At 71.8% G+C, this 24254-nt stretch carries 25 protein-coding genes; 9 read left to right on the top strand and 16 right to left on the bottom strand.

Translation table 11 applies throughout. The features are described from left to right. Window positions 1–5 precede the first annotated feature (5 nt). The gene (locus ABD875_RS18350; protein WP_345180871.1) at window positions 6–713 is read right to left on the bottom strand and encodes an ABC transporter ATP-binding protein; all 708 of its coding nucleotides are present in this window, start codon (window positions 711–713) and stop codon (window positions 6–8) included. After that, window positions 710–1483, bottom strand: a complete 774-nt coding sequence (locus ABD875_RS18345; protein WP_345180870.1) for an ABC transporter ATP-binding protein — start codon at window positions 1481–1483, stop codon at window positions 710–712. The genes ABD875_RS18350 and ABD875_RS18345 overlap by 4 nt, the downstream gene beginning before the upstream one ends. 157 nt (window positions 1484–1640) lie before the next feature. On the opposite strand from ABD875_RS18345, the gene ABD875_RS18340 reads away from it, so the two are divergent. Genes ABD875_RS18340 through ABD875_RS18330 form a run of 3 tightly spaced genes read left to right on the top strand, consistent with a single transcriptional unit; the run spans window position 1641 to window position 3805 of the window. Further along, window positions 1641–2849 carry a PucR family transcriptional regulator gene (locus ABD875_RS18340; protein WP_345180868.1) on the top strand — a complete coding sequence of 403 codons (1209 nt, stop codon included), beginning with the start codon at window positions 1641–1643 and terminating at the stop codon, window positions 2847–2849. Then, window positions 2849–3064 (top strand): hypothetical protein, encoded by a 216-nt coding sequence (locus tag ABD875_RS18335; protein WP_345180866.1) that lies wholly within the window; start codon window positions 2849–2851, stop codon window positions 3062–3064. The genes ABD875_RS18340 and ABD875_RS18335 overlap by 1 nt, the downstream gene beginning before the upstream one ends. 48 nt (window positions 3065–3112) lie before the next feature. Beyond that, the gene (locus tag ABD875_RS18330; protein ID WP_345180864.1) at window positions 3113–3805 is read left to right on the top strand and encodes an alpha/beta fold hydrolase; all 693 of its coding nucleotides are present in this window, start codon (window positions 3113–3115) and stop codon (window positions 3803–3805) included. Here the strand turns inward: ABD875_RS18330 and ABD875_RS18325 are convergent. The 11 genes from ABD875_RS18325 to ABD875_RS18275 all read right to left on the bottom strand — a co-directional run bounded on the left by ABD875_RS18325 (window position 3765) and on the right by ABD875_RS18275 (window position 14401). Then, the gene (locus ABD875_RS18325; protein WP_345180862.1) at window positions 3765–4904 is read right to left on the bottom strand and encodes an RNA polymerase sigma factor; all 1140 of its coding nucleotides are present in this window, start codon (window positions 4902–4904) and stop codon (window positions 3765–3767) included. The two genes, ABD875_RS18330 and ABD875_RS18325, sit on opposite strands and share 41 nt — an antisense overlap. After that, window positions 4904–5308, bottom strand: coding sequence for a YciI family protein (locus tag ABD875_RS18320; RefSeq protein ID WP_345180860.1), 405 nt, complete (start codon window positions 5306–5308; stop codon window positions 4904–4906). The genes ABD875_RS18325 and ABD875_RS18320 overlap by 1 nt, the downstream gene beginning before the upstream one ends. A 143-nt stretch (window positions 5309–5451) precedes the next feature. After that, window positions 5452–5856, bottom strand: coding sequence for a hypothetical protein (locus ABD875_RS18315; protein ID WP_345180859.1), 405 nt, complete (start codon window positions 5854–5856; stop codon window positions 5452–5454). 422 nt (window positions 5857–6278) lie between these two features. After that, window positions 6279–7214: an alpha/beta hydrolase gene (locus tag ABD875_RS18310; RefSeq protein ID WP_345180857.1), complete on the bottom strand. Its 936-nt coding sequence runs from the start codon at window positions 7212–7214 to the stop codon at window positions 6279–6281. A gap of 9 nt (window positions 7215–7223) precedes the next feature. Next, the gene (locus ABD875_RS18305; protein ID WP_345180855.1) at window positions 7224–8375 is read right to left on the bottom strand and encodes an acyl-CoA dehydrogenase family protein; all 1152 of its coding nucleotides are present in this window, start codon (window positions 8373–8375) and stop codon (window positions 7224–7226) included. A gap of 4 nt (window positions 8376–8379) precedes the next feature. Beyond that, entirely contained in the window at window positions 8380–9399 is a 1020-nt protein-coding gene (locus ABD875_RS18300; RefSeq protein ID WP_345180853.1) for an acyl-CoA dehydrogenase family protein, read from the bottom strand. Then, entirely contained in the window at window positions 9396–10574 is a 1179-nt protein-coding gene (locus ABD875_RS18295) for an acyl-CoA dehydrogenase family protein (RefSeq protein ID WP_345180851.1), read from the bottom strand. The genes ABD875_RS18300 and ABD875_RS18295 overlap by 4 nt, the downstream gene beginning before the upstream one ends. Continuing rightward, window positions 10567–11796, bottom strand: coding sequence for an acyl-CoA dehydrogenase family protein (locus ABD875_RS18290; protein WP_345180849.1), 1230 nt, complete (start codon window positions 11794–11796; stop codon window positions 10567–10569). The genes ABD875_RS18295 and ABD875_RS18290 overlap by 8 nt, the downstream gene beginning before the upstream one ends. A gap of 3 nt (window positions 11797–11799) precedes the next feature. Further along, the gene (locus tag ABD875_RS18285) at window positions 11800–12825 is read right to left on the bottom strand and encodes a phosphotransferase family protein (protein WP_345180847.1); all 1026 of its coding nucleotides are present in this window, start codon (window positions 12823–12825) and stop codon (window positions 11800–11802) included. Beyond that, window positions 12822–13610: an SDR family NAD(P)-dependent oxidoreductase gene (locus ABD875_RS18280; RefSeq protein ID WP_345180844.1), complete on the bottom strand. Its 789-nt coding sequence runs from the start codon at window positions 13608–13610 to the stop codon at window positions 12822–12824. The genes ABD875_RS18285 and ABD875_RS18280 overlap by 4 nt, the downstream gene beginning before the upstream one ends. Next, window positions 13610–14401 carry an SDR family oxidoreductase gene (locus tag ABD875_RS18275; RefSeq protein WP_345180842.1) on the bottom strand — a complete coding sequence of 264 codons (792 nt, stop codon included), beginning with the start codon at window positions 14399–14401 and terminating at the stop codon, window positions 13610–13612. Before ABD875_RS18275 ends, ABD875_RS18280 begins: the two co-directional genes overlap by 1 nt. Window positions 14402–14408: 7 nt before the next feature. Here ABD875_RS18275 and ABD875_RS18270 point away from each other — a divergent pair, with 7 nt between their 5' ends. From ABD875_RS18270 to ABD875_RS18250, 5 genes are all read left to right on the top strand, one after another. Continuing rightward, window positions 14409–15014, top strand: coding sequence for a TetR/AcrR family transcriptional regulator (locus ABD875_RS18270; protein WP_345180840.1), 606 nt, complete (start codon window positions 14409–14411; stop codon window positions 15012–15014). 881 nt (window positions 15015–15895) lie between these two features. Next, complete coding sequence (locus ABD875_RS18265) at window positions 15896–17065, top strand: HNH endonuclease signature motif containing protein (RefSeq protein WP_345180837.1); 1170 nt, start codon at window positions 15896–15898, stop codon at window positions 17063–17065. Window positions 17066–17141: 76 nt separating this feature from the next. Beyond that, the gene (gene mgrA, locus ABD875_RS18260) at window positions 17142–18185 is read left to right on the top strand and encodes an L-glyceraldehyde 3-phosphate reductase (protein ID WP_345180835.1); all 1044 of its coding nucleotides are present in this window, start codon (window positions 17142–17144) and stop codon (window positions 18183–18185) included. A gap of 2 nt (window positions 18186–18187) precedes the next feature. Continuing rightward, window positions 18188–18853 carry a GntR family transcriptional regulator gene (locus tag ABD875_RS18255; protein ID WP_345180833.1) on the top strand — a complete coding sequence of 222 codons (666 nt, stop codon included), beginning with the start codon at window positions 18188–18190 and terminating at the stop codon, window positions 18851–18853. A 2-nt stretch (window positions 18854–18855) separates the two neighbouring features. Then, window positions 18856–19272: a hypothetical protein gene (locus ABD875_RS18250; RefSeq protein WP_345180831.1), complete on the top strand. Its 417-nt coding sequence runs from the start codon at window positions 18856–18858 to the stop codon at window positions 19270–19272. 13 nt (window positions 19273–19285) lie between these two features. Here the strand turns inward: ABD875_RS18250 and ABD875_RS18245 are convergent, their stop codons facing one another. The 3 genes from ABD875_RS18245 to ABD875_RS18235 all read right to left on the bottom strand — a co-directional run bounded on the left by ABD875_RS18245 (window position 19286) and on the right by ABD875_RS18235 (window position 23346). Next, window positions 19286–21133, bottom strand: coding sequence for an FG-GAP repeat domain-containing protein (locus ABD875_RS18245; protein ID WP_345180829.1), 1848 nt, complete (start codon window positions 21131–21133; stop codon window positions 19286–19288). 82 nt (window positions 21134–21215) lie between these two features. Next, window positions 21216–22184, bottom strand: coding sequence for a phosphatase PAP2 family protein (locus tag ABD875_RS18240; protein ID WP_345180828.1), 969 nt, complete (start codon window positions 22182–22184; stop codon window positions 21216–21218). 37 nt (window positions 22185–22221) lie between these two features. Then, window positions 22222–23346 (bottom strand): alpha/beta hydrolase family protein, encoded by a 1125-nt coding sequence (locus ABD875_RS18235; protein WP_345180826.1) that lies wholly within the window; start codon window positions 23344–23346, stop codon window positions 22222–22224. A 67-nt stretch (window positions 23347–23413) separates the two neighbouring features. Between ABD875_RS18235 and ABD875_RS18230 the strand changes: the two genes are divergently transcribed. Continuing rightward, a complete protein-coding gene (locus ABD875_RS18230; RefSeq protein WP_345180824.1) occupies window positions 23414–24244 on the top strand; it encodes a hypothetical protein in 831 nt (276 codons plus the stop codon). Window positions 24245–24254 lie beyond the last annotated feature (10 nt).

Genomic DNA, 24254 nt, shown 5'->3' with positions numbered 1-24254 from the left:
TCCTGTCAGAACCCGAGGTAGGCGTGTCGGAGCTGGTCGTCGCCGGCGAGCACGTCGGCGCGGTCGTCGACGACCACGCGGCCGAGGCTGAGCACGACGCCGCGGTGCGCGATCGACAAGGCGCTGCGGGCGTTCTGCTCGACCAGCAGCACGGTCAGGCCCTCCTCGGCCACGAGCGTCTGCACGAGCTCGAAGAGCTGCGCGACGATGCGTGGCGCGAGGCCCAGGGACGGCTCGTCGAGGAGCAGCGCGGTGGGCTCGGCCATCAGCGCGCGACCGAGCACGAGCATCTGCCGTTCGCCGCCGGACAGCGTGTGTGCGAGCGCGGAGCGCCGGTCGGCGACCGCGGGGAACAGCGCGTAGATCCGGTCGAGCTGCTCGGCGCCCGCCTTGCCGCGGCCGCGACCGAGGCCTCCGAGGCGGAGGTTCTCCTCGACCGTCAGCTCGGTGATCACGCCGCGGCCCTCGGGCACGTGCGCGATGCCGAGCCGCGGCATCAGCTCCGGCGCGGTGCGGGTCAGCTCTCGGCCGTCGTACGTCGCGCTCCCGGCCCGGGCGCGCACCAGGCCGGTGATGGTGCGGAGCAGGGTGGTCTTGCCGGCGCCGTTGGCGCCGAGCACCGCGGTCACCTCGCCGGTCGGCGCGGTGAAGCTGACGTCGCGCAGCGCGTGGACCGCGCCGTACGACGCGGAGAGCTCGCGGACCTCGATCATCCGACGGCCTCGCCGAGGTAGGCGGCGCGGACGGCCGGGTCGTCCTTGACGTCCGCGGGTGTGCCGGTGGCGATCACCTTGCCGAAGTCGAGCACGACCAGCCGGTCGCACACCGACATCACCAGGTCCATGTGGTGCTCGACGAGCATGATCGCCATCCGGTCGGTGAGCGCCCGCAGCCGTTCACCGAGCTCGGCCATCTCCTCGTCGGAGAGGCCGCTGGCCGGCTCGTCGAGCAGCAGCAGGTCGGGCTCGGCGACCAGCGCCCGAGCCAGCGCGACCTTCTTGCGCAGCGCGTAGGGGAGGCTGCCGGGGTAGCGGGCGGCGTACGACGCCACGCCCAGCTCGTCGAGGGCGCTCATCGCGCGACCACGGAGCGCGGCCTCGTCGCGGGTCGACCGGCGCAGCCCGAGGAGCCCGGACCAGAAGCCGGCGGCCGCGGCCCGGTCGGCGCCGACGAGCACGTTGTCGAGCACCGTCATCTTGTCGAACAGGCCGAGGCCCTGCAGGGTGCGCGCGATGCCGAGCCCGGCGAGGTCGTGCGGCCGCAGGGCCGGCCGGTCCTCGCCGCGCCAGTGGAGCGTCCCCTCGTCGGGGCGGACGAAGCCGCACGCGACGTTGAACAGCGTGGTCTTGCCGGCGCCGTTCGGTCCGATGACACCGAGCACCTCGTGCGGGGCGGCGGTGAGCGAGACCTCCGACAGCGCCGTCAGGCCGCCGAACCGCACGGTCACCCCGCGGATCGCGAACCCGGTGGTGGAACCCGGCACGGCGTTCCTCCCTCACGGCCCGGACTGTGACGGGCACCACCTTGGTCGGAGCGCACAGGAAGCGCATTGGGCGCTGCGCCCAACAGGTCTCGGGCGGAGCGCCATGTCCTGGGGGTGGGTCTGGCGCATTTTGTGCTCCGGGTGCGATGGTGCCTGCATGCGTCCGTTCGCCGGGGAGGTGACGCCTGCTCTCGAGGCCCAGGTTGCGGAGGCGTGGATGTCCGTCCTCGGGCAGGCCGACGCCGTCGCCGACGACATCTGCCTGTCGCTGCTGGAGAAGGACGCCGAGCTCTACGAGCGGACCGGCCCGGAGTTCCAGGTCGACGTCCGGGCGAGCACCCGCGACCACGTGCGGCACGGGATCGAGGCGATGGCCGGCGTCGCCGAGGCCACCCACGTGACGGCCGAGCTGTGGCGCGAGACCGGTCGCCGGCGGGCCCGGCAGGGGATCCCGATGGAGCTGGTGCTCAACGCCTACACGCTCGGCACCCGCGTGCTCTGGGAGGCGCTGCTCGCGCAGGGCGCCGTCGACAACGTCGAGGAGCAGGTGCTGCTGATCGCGGGCCAGCAGGTCTGGTCGGCGCTCGACGTGCAGAACGCCGTGTTCATCGAGGCCTACCGGCGCGAGAGCGCGCGGCTGCAGCGTCGCGACCTGCAGCGCCAGCAGAGCACGCTGGACGCGCTGGTCGAGGGGCGCGGCGCCGACCCCGACTTCGCGACCGAGGCCCGCGAGGCGCTCGGCATCGGTGGTGAGATGTCGGTCGCGTGCGTGGTGGCGCCGTACGACGGGTCGCTCGACGAGCCGCTGATCGCGTCCACCGACCGCCTGGAGCGGCTCGGGATCGTCTCGCACTGGCACGTGCGCGGCGGGCTGTACTTCGGGCTGCTCGCCGGCGACCTGCCGCGCGACGCCCAGCTCGCCGAGCACCTGGCGCCGCTGGCGACGGGGCGGGCCGCGGTCGCGTCGTCGCCCGACGGCATGGCCGGGTTCGCCACCGCGTTCCAGCTCGCCACCCGCGCGACCGAGACGCTGCCGGCCGGGGAGCCGTGCGTGGTCGCGGTCAGCCAGCGGCTGCCCGAGGTGCTGCTCGCCGGCAGCCCGGAGGTCGCGGCGCTGCTCGTGCGCGAGACGGTCGCGCCGATCCTGGCGCAGCCGCCGCACGCTGCCGACACCCTGCGCCAGACGCTGGTCGCGCTGCTCGAGCACGACGGCTCCGCCAAGCACGCCGCCGAGTCGTTGTACTGCCACCGCAACACCGTCATCTACCGCGCGAAGCAGATCGAGGAGCTCACCGGGCGGTCCCTCTCGACGCCGCGCGACAAGCTGCTGCTCGAGCTCGGGCTGCTGGCCGCCCGGGCCGACTGATGGTGCCGGCCGGCGGCGTCCTCGGTGTCCTGGCCGGGCTGCTGCTCGGCGCGATCTGGGCGTACGGCGCCTGGGACGTGGCGCTGGCGGTCACCGCGGTGTTCCTCGGCCTGGTCGCGGCCGTGGCCGGCGCGTCGGACTGGCGCCGCTTCGCCCTGGCGCTGCTGGGCGGTGCCGTCCTGGTGGGCGCCGTGATCGCGGTGCTCAGGAGCTGATGATCGACTGCCCGTCCTGATCCGGAGGGTAGCGACTAGCGTGCGCCCATGATCTGGTCGCGATCCGGGGGTTCGGACGAGGGACCGCTGCTCGTGCTGCTGCACGGGCTCGGCGCGACCGCCGAGGTGTGGGCGGGCGTGCAGGGGGCCTGGGGCGGCGGCTGGCTGGCGGTCGACCTGCCGGGACACGGGCGCAGCGACTGGGACCCGCCGTACACGTTCGCGCGGCACGCCGACGCCGTACGCCCGCTGCTGCCGTCGGGCCGGGAGGTCGTCGTCTTGGGTCACTCGATGGGCGGCGTGGTGGCCCTGGAGCTCGCCGACGTGGCGAGCGCGGTGGTCGCGTTCGGGGTGAAGGTCGACTGGCCGGACGAGCACGTCGCGTCGGCGCGGAGGATGGCCGAGCGGCCGGTGACGTTCTACGAGACCCGGGACGAGGCCGTCGCGCGCTACCTCAAGCTGGCCGGACTGGTCGACGGGGAGACCGACGCCGGGGTGGTCGAGACATCCGACGGCTGGCGGGTCGCCCAGGACCCGGCGACGTTCGGCGTCGGTGTGCCGGACATGACGGGCCTGCTCGCGCGCGCTGCCTGCCCGGTCGTGCTGGCCCGCGGCGAGCACGACCCGATGGTGGCCGCCGCCCCGGTCACCCTGCCCGGCCTCGGCCACAACGCGCACGTGGAGGATCCGGCCGCGGTGGTCAGCCTGGTGCGTGCCGCAGCCGCGCGGCCTGCTTCGTGAGGTGGTCGCGCTCTGCCGTGCTGCGGGCGGCTGTCGCCGCCTGCACGTAGAGGTCAGCCGCAACGACGGTGTCGCCAACGCGCTCGCGCAGCCACGCCTCGACCGCGACGCGGCGGGGTACGTCGGCCGGCACCGTCTCCAGCGCGCGCAGCCCGGCCAGCGGACCATCCGCCTCGCCCACCGCGACCGCCCGGTTCAGGGCGACCACCGGTGAGTCGGTGAGGCGCGCCAGCTCGTCGTACCACTCCAGGACCTGCGTCCAGTCGGTCTCCTCGGTCGAGCGCGCGTCGCAGTGCAGCGCCGCGATCGCGGCCTGGCACTGGTACTCGCCGAGCCGGTCCTTCGCCAGCGCGTCCTGCAGGATGTCGACGCCCTCCGTGATCAGCGCGGTGTCCCAGCGGGACCGGTCCTGCTCGGCGAGCGGGACGAGCGCACCGTCCTCCGTCCAGCGGGCGGTACGCCGCGCGTGGTGGAGCAGCATCAGTGCGAGCAGGCCCGCGACCTCGGGTTCGTCACTCGCGCCCCGAAGCATCCGCGTGAGCCGGATCGCCTCCGCGGCCAGGTCGACGTCGCCGGAGTAGCCCTCGTTGAAGATCAGGTACAGCACCTTGAGCACGCGCGACAGGTCGCCCGGCGCCCCGACACCGGCGTCGGCGATCGTGCGCTTCGCGCGGCTGATCCGCTGGCCCATCGTCGGCTCCGGCACCAGGTAGGCCTCCGCTATCTGCGCGGTGGTGAGCCCGCCGACCGCGCGCAGCGTGAGCGCGACCGCGGACGCCGGCGTCAGCGCCGGGTGGCAGCACAGGAACAGCAGCTGCAGGGTGTCGTCGTGCTCCTCGGCCGGTCCGGGCTCGGGCTCGTCGTGCAGCCGCACCTCACGGGTGCGCCGTGCGGACTCCCGTCGGTTGGCGTCGATGAACTTGCGCCAGGCGACGGTGATCAGCCACGGCTTCGGGTCGTCGGGCGGGTCGTCCGGCCACCGGCGTACCGCCTCGACCAGCGCCTCCTGGACGGCGTCCTCGGCCGCCGCGAAGTCGGCTCCGCGGCGGACGAGGACACCCAGGACCTGGGGCGTCAGGTCCCGGACGACGGCGTCCATCACTCGACGTCGGTGTGGGTGTGCTCCAGGAAGGGGCGCACCTCGATCCACTCGTTGATCGGCTCGCCGCCCGGGCCGGGTGCGGACGACAGGAACGCCGCCGCCTCGTGCGCACGCTCGACGGAGTCGACGTCGATCACCATCCAGCCGGCGATCAGGTCCTTGGTCTCCGCGAACGGCCCGTCGGTCACCGGTGGCTTGCCCGCGCCGTCGTGGCGGACGAACGTGCCCTCCGGCGACAGCGCCTGGGCGTCGACGAACTCGCCGCGCTCGCGGAAGGTGTTCGCCACGTGGCCCATGAACGCGAGGTGCGCCTCGACCTCCTCCGGCGTCCACTGGTCCATCGGCGCGCAGGGGATCTCCTTCGCGCCGCGGTAGTGCTTGAGCAGCAGGTACTTCGCCATGGTGGATCTCTCCTCGGTTCCGGTGCTCCATTGTGGTCGCACACCCCGAGGACGAAGCCGTCAGACGGTTCTCGACATCGGTCGGGAGGAATCTTCCGCAGCGGTGGCTGCAGGTAGAGGTGACTGGCGGTCGCGTACGTGAGTCACTTTTCTCGGCCTGCCACCAGCCATCGGTCGCCATCCCACTGCATCCAGAACCGGGCGCGCTTCGAGTCATCGCTCGTCACTTCGATGAGTGCCTCTCCGGACGGATCCCATGCCGGGACGTTCATGGCCGCGTTCGCAGGAGGCAGCGCTGGCATCGCATCGGAAGCGACCGCTGCCAGGACGAGGTCGCATTCGGTCGCAAGAGCGTCGGCAGAGGTCGCTGCAGACAGCAGGCGACGATACTCAGCCGTCATGTGACCGCATGCCTCCTCGTCACCCTTGTGCGCGGCAGCGAGCCAGACGCGCAAACCGGTCTTCGCGGCGTCGTAAGAGCTCTCATCGCCGCACGAAGTCAGCATGACCGCGAGCGCGAGTACGGGAGTCACACGACGCAGTGACACGGGCTCTCCTGGTTGCTCAGATCTGCTGAAGCGTCATGGTGGCACGCGCACTGCCCGATACCGTCCGCATATACCGCGATCCGCTCACGCCGATGACCGGGTGCCATGCAGCACCAGGCCGATGGGTCGTGTGCCTGACAACGCGCTATGCCGCGGCCTCAGGCACACGACCCGACGGGATGGCGCACGCATCCGCATCTGCCGCGATGAGTGCGGTTGTCGAGCTGCGTCTATCCGCCGCACAGGGGAGTGCGGCCGGTGAGGCACCTCGAAGCCGTTCGCCACGTTGTCAGGTCACGCGATCAGCACCCAACGTCCGGGCCGTCCTCGCGATGCGCAACGCGGCGCAGTCCGACGAGGGCGCGCTCGAGGTGGAGTGATGTAGGCCGGTGCGGGAGGGCGGGGAAGTGGGGAAGGCCTGCCTACCCGTGCAGGACCTTCCGGAACAGCGCGAACGTCTCCTCGACCGCCGCCTGTGCCGCGGGCGAGTGCCGGCCCAGGTCGGCGAAGCCGTGGATCAGTCCGGGGAAGTTGCGCACCTCCACCGGTACGCCGGCGTCGATGAGGGCGGCGGCGTACGCCAGGCCGTCGTCGCGCAGCGGGTCGAACTCCGCGACCACGATCACCGCCGGCGCCAGGCGGGAGAGGTCGCCGTGGCGCGGGGACAGCCGCGGGTCGGCGAGGTCGAGCTCGGGCAGGTGCCCGGTGTACTGCTGGTGGAACCACATCATCGTGGCGAGGTCGAGCAGGTAGCCCTCGGCGTTCTCGGTCATCGACGGGTGGTCGGACCCGGTGTCGGTGACCGGGTACATCAGCAGCTGGCCGGCCAGCGCCAGGCCCTCGTCCCGGCAGGCCTGGGCCACGATCGCGCTGAGGTTGCCGCCGGCGCTGTCGCCGCCGACGGCGAGCCGGTCGTCGCCACCGAGGTCCGGGAGGTGTGCGGCGGCCCAGCGGGTAGCGGCGAGCGCGTCGTCGAGACCGGCCGGCCACGGGTGCTCGGGAGCGAGGCGGTAGGCGACCGAGAGGACGACGGCGTCGCATGCGGTCGCGATCGTGCGCGCCACCAGGTCGTGGGTGTCCAGGTCGCCGATCACGAAGCCGCCGCCGTGGAAGAACACCACCGTCGGCAGGGGTCCGGGCGTCCCCGGCGTGTAGACGCGCCCGGCGAGGTCGCCCTCGGCGCCGGGGATCGTGATGTCCTCGACCGCGTCGACGGCCGGCAGCGTGGCCGGGTCGCGGAGGTCCACCGTGAGGGTGCGGAAGCTGCGCCGCGCCTCCTCGGGCGTGCCCTCGGACATCGGCTTCCCTGAAGCGGCGAGGAACTCGAGCAGGGCGGCGAGCTGGGGATCGACAGGCAACGTGGTCTCCTACACGAAGGCGGCGATGCCGGTCTCGGCACGACCGATGAGCAGCTTCTGGATCTGGCTGGTGCCCTCGTAGAGCGTCATCACGCGGGCGTCGCGGAGGTACTTCTCGGCCGGGTGCTCGTCGACGTACCCGGCGCCGCCGTATACCTGGATCGCGTTGTTGGCAGCGCGTACGGCGGCCTCGGACGCGAACAGCTTCGCCTTCGACGCGGCGACCCCGAACGGCTCGCCGCGGTCGATCAGGTCCGCACACCGCCACACCAGCAGCCGGGCGGCGTCGGCGTCGACGGACATGTCGGAGATGAGCTCCTGCACCAGCTGGAATCCCGCGAGCGGCCGGCCGAACTGGGTGCGCTCCTTCGCGTACGACACCGAGGACTCCAGGCAGCCCTGGACGATCCCGACGCAACCGGCCGCGACCGAGACGCGGCCCTTGTCCAGCGTGGTCATCGCGATCTTGAAGCCCTGGCCCTCGTCGCCGAGGCGCGCGGACTCCGGGACGCGGACGTCGGAGAGGAAGAGCTCCGCGGTCGCCTGGCCGCGCAGCCCGAGCTTGCCCTTGATCTCGCGGGCCTCGAAGCCGGGGGCGTCGGTGGGGACGAGGAAGGCCGTCACCCCGCGGGCGCCGTCGTCGCTGGTGCGCGCGAAGACCAGCGCGACGTCGGCCCAGGTGCCGTTGGTGATGAACAGCTTCTGGCCGTTGAGGACGTAGTCGGTGCCGTCGCGGCGCGCCCTCGACGTGAGGTTGCCGGCGTCCGAGCCGGTGCCGGGCTCGGTCAGGCCGAAGCAGCCCAGTGCGGTGCCGGCGGCGATCCGCGGCAGCCACTCCTGCTTCTGCTCCTCGGTCCCGAAGCCCAGCACGGACTTGCCGAACAGGCCGTTGGACACCGACACGATCCCGCGCAGCGCGGAGTCCGCGCGGCCGAGCTCCTCCATGCCGAGCACGTAGGTGAGGTAGTCGCCGCCGAGGCCGCCGTACTCCTCGGGGATGGTGAGGCCGAAGAACCCGATCTCGGCCATCTTCGGGATGATCGCGAGGTCCACCTGCTCGTCGCGGTCCCACTGGGTGCGGTGCGGCACCGCCTCCCGGTCGAGGAAGTCGCGCGCCAGGTCGCGGAACGCCTGCTGCTCGTCGTTCAGGCTCAGGTCCATGGGCTCATCCTGCCGCCGGTGCTGGGAGATCGACGAGCAGGGCCAGCGCGGCACGGTGCGACTCCGCGGAGCCGAGCAGCAGCGCGTCGGCCTTGGCCCGCTTGAGGTGCAGGTGGGCCGGGTGCTCCCACGTCATGCCGAGGCCGCCGTGCAGCTGGACGGCCTCCTCGGTGGCGTGCACGGCGACCTCGCTGCAGTACGACGCGGCGACGTGCACGGCGACCGGCGCGTCGGGGTCGCTGGCGGCGAGCGTGGCGGCGGCGTACCGCGCGGCGGCGTCGGCCTGCTCCACCTCGGCGTACAGGTCGGCGAGCCGGTGCTTGAGGGCCTGGAACCCGCCCACGACCCGGCCGAACTGCCGGCGCTCCTTGAGGTAGGCGATCGTCGTCTCCAGCGCCCAGCGGGCGACGCCCACCTGCTCGCTGGCGAGCAGCCCGGCGCCCATGAGCAGACCGGTGTCGATCGCCGCGCGGGCGTCCTCGGACAGCAGCGTCCGCTCGGCGCCGGCGAGGTCGACGTCGGCGAGCGGGCGGGTCATGTCGAGCGAGGTGACGGTCGTGGAGGTGGCGCCACGTACGGCGTACAGCGCGTCGCCCTCCGGCACCAGCAGTACGTCGGCGGGCAGCCCGACGGGCGCACCGGCCAGCAGCGCGGCCGTCTGCTCACCACTGGCCAGGGCCGGGAGGACCGTGGTGTCGCCCAGCGCGGCGAGCACGGTGGTGGCGACGACCGAGGACGTGAGGAACGGCGAGGGCGCGGCCGCCCGGCCGATCTCCTCCAGCACCGCGGCGGCCTCGCGCGCCGACGCACCGGCGCCGCCGAGGTCCTCGGGCACGAGCAGCCCGGGGAGGCCGAGGTCGCTGAACGCCGACCACAGCGGTGCGGTGACGTCGTCGGTGTCGTCGTACATCGCGTTGAGCTTCTCGACCGGCGCGTGCTTCTCGAGCACCTTGCGCACGGAGCCGCGCAGGTCGAGCTCGACGTCGTCGGGCAGCAGGTTCACGTCCGCAGGAGTGGTGGTCATCGCGGCAGCTCCTTCCAGGGGATGTCCTTGTCGACGCGCGGCTCGGTCGGCAGCCCGAGGATCCGCTCGGCCACGACGTTGCGCAGCACCTCGGAGGTGCCGCCCTCGATCGAGTTGCCCTTGGCGCGGAGGTACCGGAAGCCGGCGTCCTGGCCGAAGAAGTCGACGAACGTCGGGCGTCGCATGGTCCAGTCGCCGTACCGCAGTCCCTCGTCGCCGAGCAGGTCGACCTCGAGCCCGGAGAGCTGCTGGTTGATCTTGGCGAACGTCAGCTTCATCGCCGAGCCCTCGGGGCCGGGTACGCCGGCCGCGAGCTTCTGGCGCAGCCGGGTGGCGGTGATCCGGGCGACCTCGGTGTCGACCCAGCCGCGCATCAACCGCTCGTGGGTCTCCGGGGTGCGCAGCTCGGGCCGCTCGCGCCAGGTCTTCGCGACGCTCGTGACCATGCCGAACTCGCGCGGGAACGCGTGGCCGCCGATCGCGACGCGCTCGCTGCTCAACGTGGCGTTGGCGACCTTCCAGCCCTCGCCGACCTCGCCGAGCCGGTCGGAGTCAGGGATCCGCGCGTCGGTCAGGAAGACCTCGTTGAACTCCGCCTCGCCGGTGATCTGGCGCAGCGGACGCACCTCGACGCCCGGGTCGTGCATGTCGAGCATGAAGTACGACAGTCCGGCGTGCTTGGGCACGTCCGGGTCCGTCCGGACGACGATGATCGCGCGGTCGGCGATGTGCGCCGACGACGTCCACACCTTCTGGCCGTTGACGGTCCAGGTGTCGCCGTCGAGGACCGCGCGGGTCGCGAGTCCGGCGAGGTCGGAGCCCGCGCCCGGCTCGGAGAACAGCTGGCACCAGACCTCCTCGCCGCACCACAGCGGCCGCAGGTAGCGCCGCTTCTGCTCCTCGGTGCCGAACGCGAGGATCGTCGGCGCGGCCATGCCGAGACCGATGCCGATCCGCTGCGGGTCGTTGTCGGGCGCTCCCGCCCTGGCGAGCGCCTTGTCGACGACCGGCTGCATGCTGCGCGGCAGCCCGAGGCCGCCGAGGCCCTCGGGGAAGTGCACCCAGGCCAGTCCGGCGTCGAAGCGGGCGTGCAGGAAGTCGAGCCGGTCGGTGCTGGCCGGCGGGTGCTCGGCGAGCAGCGCGTCGATGCGCTGCTGCAGCTCGGACTCATCCATCGTCGGAGTACCTCGCGATCTGGGCCTTGGCGAGCGAGTTCTTGTGCACCTCGTCCGGGCCGTCGGCGAAGCGCAGCGTGCGGATGCCGGCGTACGCCGAGGCGAGCGGGAAGTCCTGCGACAGGCCGCCGGCGCCGTGCACCTGGATCGCCTTGTCGAGGATCCACTGCACGGTCTGCGGGGTGGCGATCTTGATCGCCTGGATCTCGGTGTGCGCGCCGCGATTCCCGACGGTGTCCATCAGCCAGGCGGTCTTGAGCACCAGCAGCCGCAGCTGCTCGACGCGCACCCGAGACTCCGCGATCCAGTCACGGACCACGCCCTGGTTGGCGATCGGACGGCCGAACGCGACGCGCTCGGTGGCGCGCCGGCACATCAGCTCGATGGCGGCCTCGGCCACGCCGATCGCCCGCATGCAGTGGTGGATGCGGCCAGGACCCAGGCGGGCCTGGGCGATCGCGAACCCGTAGCCCTCCTGGCCGATCAGGTTCGACGCCGGGACGCGCACGTCCTCGAACAGCAGCTCCGCGTGGCCGCCGTGCTCGTGGTCGTCGTACCCGAAGACCTCCATCCCGCGGACGACGGTCAGTCCCGGGGTGTCGCGCGGGACGAGGATCATGCTCTGCTGCTGGTGCCGCGATGCCGACGGGTCGGTCTTGCCCATCACGATGAGGATCTCGGCGTGCGGGTTCATCGCGCCGGTGATCCACCACTTGCGGCCGTTGAGGACGTACTCGTCGCCGTCGCGCTCGATGCGGGTCGCGATGTTGGTCGCGTCGGAGGAGGCGACGTCCGGCTCGGTCATCGCGAACGCCGAGCGGATCTCGGCGTTCAGCAGGGGCCTCAGCCAGCGCTCCTTCTGCTCGGGTGTGCCGAACAGCGAGAGCACCTCCATGTTGCCCGTGTCGGGCGCGGCGCAGTTGAGCACGGCGGGCGCGAGGTGGCCGGAGCGGCCGGTGATCTCGGCGAGCGGCGCGTACTGCAGGTTGGTGAGGCCGGGGGAGTCGGCGTGCTCCTTCGGGAGGAAGAGGTTCCAGAGGCCACGCTCGCGGGCCTCGGCCTGCAGCTCCTTCAGCACCGGCGCCTCGGTCCAGGCCCAGCGGTCGTCGAGCTCCTTCAGCTGGGCGTGGAACGTCGGCTCGGACGGGACGATCCGCTCGGCCATGAACGCCTCGAGCCGGTCGATCAGCTCCTGGGTCTTGTCGTCGTGTGCGAAGTGCATCGGTCAGTCCTCTCCCAGGGCGTCGAGGCCCGCGGTGATGAGTGGGTCGAATCCGGCGCCGATCTGGTCGAACCCCTCGCCGACCGTGGCGCCCTGCAGGAAGCGGAAGTGGATCCCCTCGAGGATCACGGCGAGCTTGAAGTAGGCGAGTCCGAGGTGGAACCCCATGTCGCCGAGGTCGCGGCCACTGGTCGCGGCGTACCGCGCCAGGTGCTGCTGCGGCTCCGGGTATCCCGGCGCCGTGGCGACGTCGGCCACCAGCGCGCCACCCGCGATCGTGGCGATCTGGTCGTAGACGAGCAGCAGCGCGAGGTCGGTGCGGACGTCGCCGAGCGTGGCCATCTCCCAGTCCACGACCGCCTTGATCTGGTCGTCGGGCCCGGTGAGCAGGTTGTCGAGGCGGTAGTCGCCGTGCACGATCCCGGCCCACTCGTCGTCGCCCACGGGGACCCGTGCGGTGAGCCGACGGTGCAGCTCCTCGGCGTTCGGCCGCTCGGTGGTCTTCGAGCCCTCGAGCTGCTGGCCCCAGCGGCGCACCTGGCGCTCCAGGAAGCCGTGCGGCCGGCCGAACTCGGCGAGCCCGACCGCCGCCGGGTCGACCGCGTGCAGGGTCGCGAGCACGTCGACCATCCGGTCGGCGATCGCGGCGGTGCGCTCCGGGCCGATCGGCTCGAGCTGGCTGGCCGAGCGGTAGGCGACCCCGTCGATGCGCTCCATGACGTAGAACGGCGCACCGATCACGTCCGGGTCGGCGCAGTGGGCGTACGTCGTCGGCACCGGTACGTCGGTGTCGCGCAGCGCGCTCATCGCGGTGTACTCACGGCCCATGTCGTGCGCGGTCGCCTGCACGTGCCCGAGCGGCGGCCGGCGCACGATCCACCGGTGCTCGCCGTCGGTGACCTCGTAGGTCAGGTTGGACTTGCCGCCGGCGATCACCTGGCCGCTGAGCTCGCCGGTGATCTCGCCGGGGCGCTGGCCGTCGTACCAGCCACGGAAGGCGGTCAGGTCCAGTCCGGGGGTGTCGTTCAACTCGATCCTCCTGCGTCGTCGACCTTCTGCTGCAGCCGGCGCATGCCCGCGAGCCACCGGTCGGTGTCGGTCGCGCGGGCGACGTAGTAGCCCGCGACCTCGGGATGGGGCAGCACGAGGAACCGGCCGTCCTCGATCGCCGCGACCGCCGCGTCGGCGACCTGCTCGGGCTCGAGCGCGGAGTCGCGGGAGAGCAGTGCCTGCAAGGGTCCTGCTTCCTCGAGCATCTGCGTTCGCACACCCTGGGGGCAGATGGCGTGCACGTCGATGCCGCGGGCGCCGTACGTCACGGACAGCCACTCGGCGAAGCCGACCGCGGCGTGCTTGGTGACGGAGTACGGCGCGCTGCCGATCATCGTGAGCAGGCCGGCCGCGGACGCGGTGACCACGAACCGGCCGCCCTGCCCGTCGTCGAGCCAGCGGGGGACCAGCACGCGGGCGGCGCGGACGTGCGCCATCACGTTGACGTCGAGGACCCGGTCCCAGACGTCGTCCTCGGTCTGCAGGCTGTTCGCGCCACCGGCGCCGTCGATGCCGGCGTTGGCGAAGAAGACGTCGACGCGGCCGAGCGTCTCGGTCGCTGCGTCGATCAGCGCCTCGGGCGCGGTCACGTCACCGGCGATCGCCGTACCGCCGATCTCGGCTGCGACCTGGTGGGCGTTGGCCTCGTCGAGGTCGTTGACGACCACGCGGGCTCCCTCGGCTGCCGCCCTCGTCGCGAGGGCTCGCCCGATGCCCCGGCCGGCGCCGGTGACGACGACGCCCTTGCCCTGCAGGGCGGGCATCAGTGGCCGCCGGCGAGCGTGATGCCGCCGTCCAGCGTGATGGTCTGGCCGGTCAGCCAGGCGGCGTCGTCGGACAGCAGGAAGACCACGGAGCCGGCGACGTCCTCGGGGACGCCGAGCCGGCGCAGCGGGTACTTGGCGGCGACCCCGTCCTCGTTGCCCTGGTAGAGCGGCTCGGCGAAGGCGGTCTTGACGATCGCCGGCGCCACGGCGTTCACGCGGATCGTCGGTCCGAGCTCGACGGCGAGGGTCTCGGTGAGGCTGATCAGCATCGCCTTGGACGCGCCGTACATGCCGATCATCGGGGCGGGCTTCACGCCGGAGACCGAGGAGATGTTCACGACGGATCCGCCGTGGTCCTTCATCCAGGCGCGGTACGCCTCCTGCGTCCACGCGAGCGCGCCGAGCGCGTTGACCTCGACGGTCTTGCGGGCCGCGCCGAGGTCGAAGTCGATAAGGGGACCGGCGACGGGGTTGATGCCGGCGTTGTTCACGAGCAGGTCCAGGCTGCCGAACGTCTCGACCGTGCGGCGTACGGCGTCCTCGCGGTGCGCGGGGTCGTCGGCCTTGCCGGCGATGCCGATCGCGTTCGCCGCTCCCAGCTGGTTCACCGCCTCGTCGAGCACGTCCTGCTTGCGCGCGGTGATGCAGACCTTCGCACCCTCGTCGACCAGCCGTTGGGCGATGCCCAGCCCGATGCCCCGACTGGCCCCGGTCACGAGCGCGACCTTTCCGGCGATTCCCTGCACCACATCTCCTCCTTGCCGACTGACTAAGCGCTTGCTTACCATGCTCCCGATGAGTGCGTCCACCCCCTCCGCCCCGTCCGGAGATGCCCGGACCCGGCTCGCCCTCGCGGCGGTCGAGGCGTTCGGCGCGCGCGGGTTCCACGGGACGACGACGCGCGACATCTCCACCGCCGCGGGGATGTCGCCGGCTGCGTTGTACGTGCACCACCGGTCCAAGGAGGAGCTGCTCTTCGAGCTCGCTCTGGTCGGCCACGAGCGGGTGCTGTCGCTCGTGCGTGCGTCCGTCGCTCGCTCCTCGGACCCGGTCACCCAGCTCGGCGACCTGGTCGAGGACTTCGTGCGCGACCACGCGGTCTCGCACACCGGCGCCCGGGTCATCAACTACGAGCTCGCCGCGCTCAGCGAGGAGCGCCTGGCCGTGATCCTCGCCGTCCGCCACGACATCGACGTGGTCGTCCGCGACGTCGTCTCCCGCGGCGTCGCCGCCGGTGTCTTCGCCACCCCGGACCCGCAGATGACCTCGCTGGCCATCCTGTCCCTGGGCATCGACGTCGCCCGCTGGTTCCGCGACGAGGGCCGCTGGTCCCCTGACGAGGTCGCCGCGCACTACCGGCTGTTGGCGCTGCGGATGGTCGGTGCCGCTGTCGCTGGCTGAGGTGCGGGTGGGCGCTGTCTCGAAACCACGTGCGTTGGTGTCTGTGGCTTGCGGGTTCTTTCGGTCTGGCCGCCGCTAGGGCTTTTACGCGGGTGGGGTTGGTTCGGGCTGGCGCTGCTTCCCGGCTTTCCGGCCGCTTCTGCGGTGGTTGAGGTGCGAGCGCTAGCGAGCCTCGAAACCACCCGATCGTCGGTTGGCTGCGGGTCCGCCGTGGTTGGCCGCCGCTAGGGCTTCTACGCGGGCGGGGTGGGTTTCGGGCTGGCGCTGCTTCCCGACTCACCGGCCGCTTCTGCGGTGGTTGAGGTGCGAGCGCTAGCGAGCCTCGAAACCACCCGACCGTCGGTTGGCTGCGGGTCCGCCGCGGTTGCTCGCCGTGAGGGCTTTTACGCGGGCGCGGTGGGTTCGGGCTGGCGCTGCTTCCCGACTCACCGGCCGCTTCTGCGGTGGTTGAGGTGCGAGCGCTAGCGAGCCTCGAAACCACCCGACCGTCGGTTGGCTGCGGGTCCGCCCTGGTTGCTCGCCGTCAGGGCTTTTACGCGGATGGGGTGGGTTCGGGCTGGCGCTGCTTCCCGGCTCACCGGCCGCTTCTGCGGTGGTTGAGGTGCGAGCGCTAGCGAGCCTCGAAACCACCCGACCGTCGGTTGGCTGCGGGTCCGCCGTGGTTGCTCGCCGACAGGGCTTCTACGCGGACGGGGTGGGTTCGGGCTGGCGCTGCTTCCCGGCTTTCCGGCCGCTCCTCCGGTGGTTGAGGTGCGAGCGCTAGCGAGCCTCGAAACCACCACCGAATAGTTCTCAGAACTTTCTCGCGAAAGTGTCCACATCCCGGTCGAAACAAGGGATTCCGGGCCCTGACTGTCGGTGGTCCCTGGTTGAGTTGATCCATGGCAGCCACCACGACCACCCGCACCGAGATGGTGCTCGCGGCTGCCCGCAACAACCTGGACGCCGCCACCCAGCTGGAGATCGAACGGCTGCTCCTCGCACTGGAGTGGGCCGACCTGCACCCCGGCGACGAGGTCGATGCGACCCGGTCGTGGGGTGAGCGGGACCTCGAGGTCGCCGGCGACGGCGCACCAACGGTCGCGGAGTTCTGCATCGCGGAGTTCGCCCTCGCACTCGGACTGTCGTCTGATGCGGGTCGGGTGTTCATCGGTGACGCGGTCGAGCTGCGCCACCGGCTCCCGTCCACCTGGACCCGCGTGCTGGCCGGGGAGGTGCTGGCGTGGAAGGCCCGCAAGGTCGCCCAGCAGACCCGGTCCCTGCCCGCCGACGCCGCCGGGTTCGTGGACCGGGCCCTCGCGCCGGTGCTGCACCGGTGTTCGTTCGCGCAGATCGAGCGGACCGTGGAAGCCGCCCGCGCCGAGTTCGACCCGACCGCTGCGGAGGAGCGGCGGGTCGCGGCGGCCGAGCAGCGGCACCTGACGTTCCACTGGCGCAACGTGGTCGACGGGCAGGTCCCCGTCGCCGGTGTGCTGGACCTGGCCGACGCGGTCGCCCTCGACGAGGCGATCACCGCGAAGGCCGCCGCCCAGGACCCGGCGCTGCCGTTGGACGTGCGCCGCTCGATCGCCGCCGGGATGCTCGCCGCCGACGGCCACCGCGAGGTCGTGATCCACACCCACACCCGCCCCGACCAGTCGATGGTCGAGGTCGAGCACACCCGCACCGTCGTCACCCCCGACCAGATCAAGCACTGGTGCCAACAGGCCGGCACCACGGTGACCGTGCGGCCGGTGCTCGACCTCAACGACAACCTGTCGACCGACTCCTACCCGCCCACCGAGCGGCAGCAGGAACAAGTCACGCTGACGTTCCCGACGTGCGTGTTCCCCAGCTGCAGCCGGCCTTCACGCACCGCTGACACCGACCACATCACCGCGTACCCGACCGGTCGCACCGAGACCCGCAATCTCGCGCCCCTGTGCCGTGGACACCACCGGCTCAAGACCCACACCGCCTGGACCTACCACCGCATCGGCCCCACCACGTTCGTGTGGACCAGCCCCCACGGCCACACCTACCTCGTCGACACCGACCGACATACCCACTGACCCACACCCCGCCGACCACGGCCGGCGGGGCCATGGCCATGCGATCGGCCTCACCCGGCCCTGGCAGGATCGGAGCATGAGCTACGAGGCAGCCGAGAACCGCTACGACACCGAGGCGACCGGGATGGAGTACCGGTTCACCGGGCGCAGCGGCCTGAAGCTGCCGGCGATCTCCTTGGGGCTGTGGCAGAACTTCGGGGACGACCGGTCGGAGGCGAACCAGCGCGCGGTGCTGCGTCGGGCGTTCGACCGGGGCGTCACGCACTTCGACCTGGCGAACAACTACGGCCCGCCGTACGGCCGGGCGGAGGAGAACTTCGGGCGCTACCTGAAGGACGACTTCGCGCCGTACCGCGACGAGCTGGTGATCTCGACCAAGGCCGGCTACGACATGTGGCCCGGGCCCTACGGGCAGGGCGGCGGCTCGAGGAAGTACGTGCTCGCCTCGCTCGACCAGTCGCTGGCCCGGATGGGCCTGGAGTACGTCGACATCTTCTACAGCCACCGCTTCGACCCCGAGACGCCCGTCGAGGAGACGATGATGGCGCTCGACCACGCGGTGCGGCAGGGCAAGGCGCTGTACGCCGGCATCTCGTCGTACTCGGCGGCGAAGACCAAGGAGGCTGCGTCGATCGCGCGCGAGCTCGGGACGCCGCTGCTGATCCACCAGCCGTCGTACTCCATGCTCAACCGCTGGATCGAGGAGGACCTGCTCGACGAGCTCGAGGCGCAGGGGATGGGCTGCATCGTGTTCAGCCCGCTCGCGCAGGGCCTGCTCACCGACCGCTACCTCGACGGCGTCCCGGCCGACTCCCGCGCCGCGCGCGAGGGCTCGTCGCTCGACAAGGACCACCTCGAGGAGTCGCGGCTGCGCCACGTGCGTCGGCTCAACGAGATCGCCCAGGGGCGTGGCCAGAAGCTCGCCCAGCTCGCGATCCAGTGGGCGGTCCGCGACCCGCGCGTGACGAGCGCACTGCTCGGCGCGAGCTCGGTCGAGCAGCTCGACACGAACCTCGACGCGCTGGCGTTCCCGCCGCTTTCGGCTGACGAGCTGCGCCTGATCGACGAGGATGCGGTGGAGGCCGGCATCAACCTGTGGGCGAAACAGACCGAGGAGTAGCCATGACATCCGTCGCGCGGGAGCACGGCGCGCTGCGCGAGAACGTCGTCGTCGCGCTGCGTGAGGACATCATGGCCGGCCGCCTGGCGCCGGGGGAGCCGCTGCGCACCGAGGCGATCATGGCGCGCTTCGGGGTCTCGAACTCGCCGCTGCGCGAGGCGTTCGCCCAGCTCGCCACCGAGGGACTGGTCGTCGTCGAGCGCAACCGGGGCGCGTCCGTCGCGCCCCTGACCCGGGCCGCCGCGGCCGACATGCTGCGCGTGGGCGGGATGCTCATGGAGCAGGTGCTGCGCTGGGGGATGCCGCACTACGCCGCTGGCGACGTCGCCACCTTGCGCCGTACGGCGCTGGACTTCGAGCTGGCCTACCGCAGCGGTGACCTCGTGCTCGCGTTCGCGGAGTCGGACCGGTTCGGCAGCCAGCTCCTGGACCGATGCGGCAGCGCGGAGCTGGCGCACGCGCTGCTCGCGCTGCTGCCGCGACTGCAGCGCCTGGTGCGCCTGCTCGACCCGTTGGAGTACCTCGCGCTCCAGGGTTCGCTCCAGTCCGCGCTGGTCGCCTCCGCGCAGGACCGCGACATCGAGAGCGCGGTCGTCGCCCTCGCCTCCATCTGGGCCCAGGTCGCCCGGCTGGTCGACGATCTCGGGTCGGACGTGCTCGGGAGCTGACGATGACCACCGTCGTGTCCCACCCCTCGGTGCTGGCCCTGCGCCGGCGTCAGCGGGCGGGCGCGATCAACCGCAAGGTCGGCTGGGTGCTGCTGCCGGTGATGGTGGCGGCGACCGCGGTCCACTACCTCGCCGACGACCGTACGGCGCTCGCCGCCGTCCTGGTCGTGCTGGTGGTGGGTCTCAACACCGTGCACCTGGTGCTGTCCGTGTACGTCTTCGGACTGGTCCGGCCGCGGCGCACGCTGAAGGTGTTCCACATCTACTTCGGCTACGCGCTCGGCGTGGTGATCTGGGTGTCGCAGACCAACCTCGACAACGAGCCGCTGCACACCTGGACGACGATCCTGATGTTCGCCGGGATCGCCGTGCACATCCTGCTCGGTGCGCGCTACGCGGCCCGTCGCCGGGCCGCGTAGCGCCTCGCACCTGCTACTTCCTGACGGTCACCTTCGCGGTCGTGCGTGCGGCGGTGTCGCTCAGCATCTCGGACACGGTGGTGCCGGCGTACGCGAACACGAGCTTGCCGTTCGCACGCGGCTTCCAGGTCAGCTTGCCGCTCAGGGTGGCGGCACCGGCGGGGCCGACCACGACCTTGCCGAGCGAGACGTTCTTGCCCTTGGCGGGGTCGAACGTGACCGTGACCGAGCGCTTCGGGCCGTCGGCGGCCGCGTTCAGCTTCACGGTCCAGGTGCCCCTCCTGCCCGCCTTGATCGTCGACCTCGCCGGCGTGACGGACAGCGTGCTGTCCACGGTCACGGGCACGTCCACGGTGCCGGTGCGGCTCCAGAGCGCCACGGTGTTCTCGTCCCACGAGCTGAACACCAGCTCGTTGACGCCGTCGCCGTTGAAGTCCTGGACCCAGCCGCCGCCGGACTGGCCGAAGTGCTCGCCCTCGGCGGTGAGCCGGTGCAGGGTCGTGTCGCCGTCGGCCTGCTGCTCGATCCACCACAGCCGGCGGTCGCCGTCGCCGGAGACACCGAGGTCGATGTCGCCGTCACCGTCGATGTCGCCGTAGCCGAACGTGCCCGGGGAGCCCTGGCCGGGGCCGTAGCGCGAGGTGATCGCGTCGCTCCAGGTCGGGTAGTTGTCGCGGTTGGTGCCGTAGTCCTCCGGGCACGGGGGTACGACGGTGTCCGGGTCCGAGAGCGTCGTCCGCTCCCACGGCTCGCGGATGTCGTCGCCGGGCACGAACTCGATGACCTGCTCGCGGTCGGCGAGCGCCGGGAAGAGGAGCGCGAACGTGCACCGGTTGGCGTGGTTGGTCGCGATCCACGAGACCTTGCCGGGCTCGCGGAACCCGACGACCGGCTGGATCTGGAAACCGAAGCTGGTCTCGCTGACCGTGGCGATCGTCCGGACCGCGAAGTCCGCGGACGTCAGGGTGCCGTCGGTGTCGCTGTTCTCGAGCCACAGGTAGCTGGGCGCCGGGAAGTCGCCGCCACCGGCACCACGCAGCGGGTCGAAGTAGCGCGCCGTGATGACGTCGAGGTCGCCGTCCTCGTCGACGTCGGCGATCACCGGCTGGCTGCCGCCGACGTCGGCGAGCTGCACCGGGGCGGCGAACGTGTGGTCGGCGCGACCCTTGAAGAACTGGGTCGCGAGGACGTCGTCGGACTGGTTGCCCGGCGCCTTGGCCTCCTCGGACACGCTGAGGATGTCCTTGATGCCGTCGCCGTCGAAGTCGACGTACTGGACACCGTGGTACGCACCGGCCTGGTCGGTGATCACGTCATGGCGCGTGAACTGGTCGGTGCCCTTGTTCTCCCACCACGTGATGCTGCCGCTCAGCACGCGCAGCTCGGCGGCGATGCCCGGGTCGGTGCCGAAGAAGTGGCCGGCGGGCACGATCAGGTCGTTGTCCCCGTCCCCGTCCACGTCGGTGATCGTCGTCGCGTTCGGCATCGTGATGCCGGCCTCGGGGCCGAAGACCGTGACCTTCGACCAGTCGGAGAGGGTCGCGCCGGGGCGGTAGATGTTCAGCGAGCCCGGACCCTTGGGGCGGCTCCCGTCGAACGGGCCCCACACGCTGGTGACGATGTCGTGCTCGCCGGCGAACACGGTGCCGACCGACGTGAACGCCGCTCCGGTGGCCGCGGTGTCCACGTCGTAGCGCGTGAACGTCGGGTCGGTCCCCGTCGTGTCACCGGCGGCGAGCGCCGGCGCCGTGACGGCGTCGGCGGTGCCGAGGGACGTGACGGCGGGTACGGCGGCCAGGCTGGCGACGGCCGCGACGGCGATCGCGCGCACGCGACGACGGCGGGTCATGAGACCACTCACGGAGGACTCCTCACGGGATCGGGGCCCTCACCGTGTCAGCATTTCGCACAATCTGGAAGGATTTTGCGAAACATTTCGTATATCAGATACGGATGCGATCCCGGCTGTTCTCCCAGAGCTGGCAGACCACCAGCACCGCGCCGGCCAGGATCGCCCCGGCGACGATGTCGATCACGTAGTGCTCGCCCATGTAGACCAGCGCGGTCGACATCGCCAGCGGGTAGAGCGCGAGCAGCCAGCGCCACGGCGAGCGCAGCCGCTGGATGCCGTAGATCGCGATGAGGAACGTGATGCCGGCGTGCAGGGACGGCATCGCCGCGACCGGGTTGCCGACCCCGTGCAGGATCAGGTCGATGCGGTCCAGGCCGATGTCGCGCCAGCCCCGGCTGGTGAGCCGGGCGACGTCGGCGCCCAGCCAGCCCTCCTCGGACGCCATCCACGGCGGCGCCATCGGGTAGAGGATGTAGACCACGAGCGCGCCGAAGTTGATCAGCAGGTAGCGCCGCATCCACTTGATCCACTCGGCCCGGTTGCGCACCCAGAGCACCGCGGCGATGGTCAGCCCGGTCACGAAGTGGGTCGCGTACACGGTCGTGAAGAGCGCGTCGTACCAGCGCGGCTCGCTCTCCTTGAGGCACGGGTCGCCGCACCACGCATCCTGCAGCCGCTCGGTCGGCGTCATGCCGCCGCCGAGCCACTCGTCGACGTGGATCGGCATGTAGACGTGCACGGGCAGCCCGAGCTCGTCGGTCAGTCCGCGGCTGAAGAAGTAGATGACCAGCCCGAGTACCGGCAGCCACCAGTCCTTCAGGAAGTTCAGGTGGTAGCGCGGGCGGGCCTCGACGTTCCAGGCCACGGTGCCGAGCCACAGCCACAGGAACACCTGCACGGTGTCGTTGGGCAGGCCCAGCGTGAGCGACCACGCCACGAGTGCCGCGGCGTACGCCCCCATCGCGACCGCGCGGACCTTGCGCCGGGTGCGCGGGTACGGCAGTGGTCGCGCTGGTGCCACGACAGGCGCCTGCGCCTCGTCCTCCGCTCCCCGGGTCATGCGGGGGATTCTAGGAGGCAGCCCTCCTGCGCCTGACCTACTGGGCACTCCGGCTGTCGGACACGACGCCGGGGTAGGCCTCGACCAGACCGTCGAACGCGGCGTCGGTGGGGTCGAGGCCGAAGACCCGGCGCAGCTGGGCGATCACCGTGTGCTGGACCGCCGGCAGCGCGACCGACGGCTCGAGCGCCGGGGCGATGCAGCCGTCGGTCGCCAGCCGGATGAGGCTCTGCGGGACCGGGAAGCCCAACAGCTCGGCGACGGCGAGCAGCCCGCCGTCGGACTCCCCGATGTCGCACAGGTCGCTGAAGAGCAGGTGGCCGCCGCCGAAGAGCACGATCCGCTTCGGCGCCGCGAAGGTGTCGTACGCCGCCTCGATCCGGTCGAGCGTGATGATCTCGTCGTCGGTCGCGGCCAGGACCAGGCTGGGCTTCTGGACCGGTGCCAGCTCCGCGTCGTGGCCCGGAGCCATCCCGATGAACGTGTCCACGCGCTTGTCGACCGACGCGAGGCTCTCGACGGCGCGGCCGCCGGCCGAGTGGCCGAGTGCGCCGATCTGCTTCATGTTCACGTGCCCGAAGAGCCACGACCGCTTGGCGCCGTTCGCCTTGCCGACCATGGAGATCGCCTGCTGCAGGTCCTCGACGTCGGTGGTCGTCGCCGGCGGGGCGTTGGAGGGCAGCACCCGGGTCAGGTTCCGGCTCGGGTGCTCGGGCGCGGCGACGACGAAGCCCCACGAGGCGATCGCCGCGGTCAGCGCGGACGACTGGGTGCGGAAGCCGGCGTACCCGTGGCTGAAGACCACCAGCGGGAACCGGCCCTTGGCGACCGGCACGCCGCGCACGCCGCCGCTCGGGTAGGGCACCGACGCGCCGTCCGGGATGTTGTAGATGCTCGGGATCCAGTCGACGACGTCGTAGCTGCCCTCGGGCTGACCGACGACGTCCTTCTTCCGCGCCGGGTACCAGACCTCCACCTTCACGCCCGACGGCAGCGTCATGGTGCGCTCGCCCACGGCGTACCTGCCGTCGGCGGAGTAGCTGGTCGGCCCCACGGGCAGCGGCACCTGCTCGGCGGACGCGGTCGAGGTCGGGGCGAGCAACGTGGCGGCGAGGGTCGCGGTCGTCAGGGCGACCGCGGCGGCGCGGCGGAGGGTGGTCACGGTTTGCACGCTAGACCGTTCGGGCGATCTCGCGATGGAAAACGAGAACACGTCCTAGTCTCGCTCCATGCCGCGATCGCTTCCGTCCCTCCGGCGCTCCGCGGCTCCCGTCCTCGTGCTCGTGCTGGTCACCGGGGGCGCCGCCACCGGGTACGGCGTCGCGCGGTCCGACGACCGGGCCACGTCGGTGATCCGTGCCTGCGTGAACCAGATGACCCAGGTGATGCGGTTCTCCGATCCAGGCTCGCGCTGCCCGCGCGGCTGGGACCGGATCTCCTGGAACGCCGAGGGTCCGGCCGGTCCGGCCGGTCCGGCCGGTGCGTCCGGGTCCCCGGGACCACAGGGCGAGCCCGGAAAGGCCGGTCCACCGGGCCCCGCGGGAGCGGCGGGCGCGAGCGGCGCTCCCGGTTCGCCCGGACCGAGCGGCCCGCCCGGACCGAGCGGATCGCCGGGACCGAGCGGCCCTCCCGGTCCGACCGGTGCTCCCGGTGCGGACGTGCCGACGGGTGCGGCCTACCTCTGGGCCAGCGGCCTGATGGCGGTGCCTCCGGGCACGGCGGTGTTCTTCAGCGGCGGTGCGCCCGTGGCGGAGGGCGTCAGCGCGAGCATGGACGAGGTGACGATCGACGAGGCGGGGACCTACTCGATCCGGTTCACGGTCAACTTCAGCGAGCGGCTGACCGGCACCCAGTTCGCGATCTCGGTCAACGACTCCACCGACCCGGGGGTCGTGTTCGGCGCTCCCGTGGGTGCCCGGACGATCACCGGCGAGGTGCTCGGCGAGCTCCACGTCGACGACATCATCGAGCTGGTGAACGTGTCGGACTCGTTGGTGCTCGTGGAACAGCCGTCGACCCACGCGGTCGCCGCGTCCATGGTCGTGGAGCGCATCGGTTAAACGACGTGAC

The organism is Nocardioides caricicola, assembly GCF_039541135.1.
Lineage (GTDB): Bacteria > Actinomycetota > Actinomycetes > Propionibacteriales > Nocardioidaceae > Nocardioides > Nocardioides caricicola.
The sequence above is the reverse complement of the archived record's forward strand: the minus strand, read 5'-3'. Positions and strand labels throughout refer to the sequence as shown.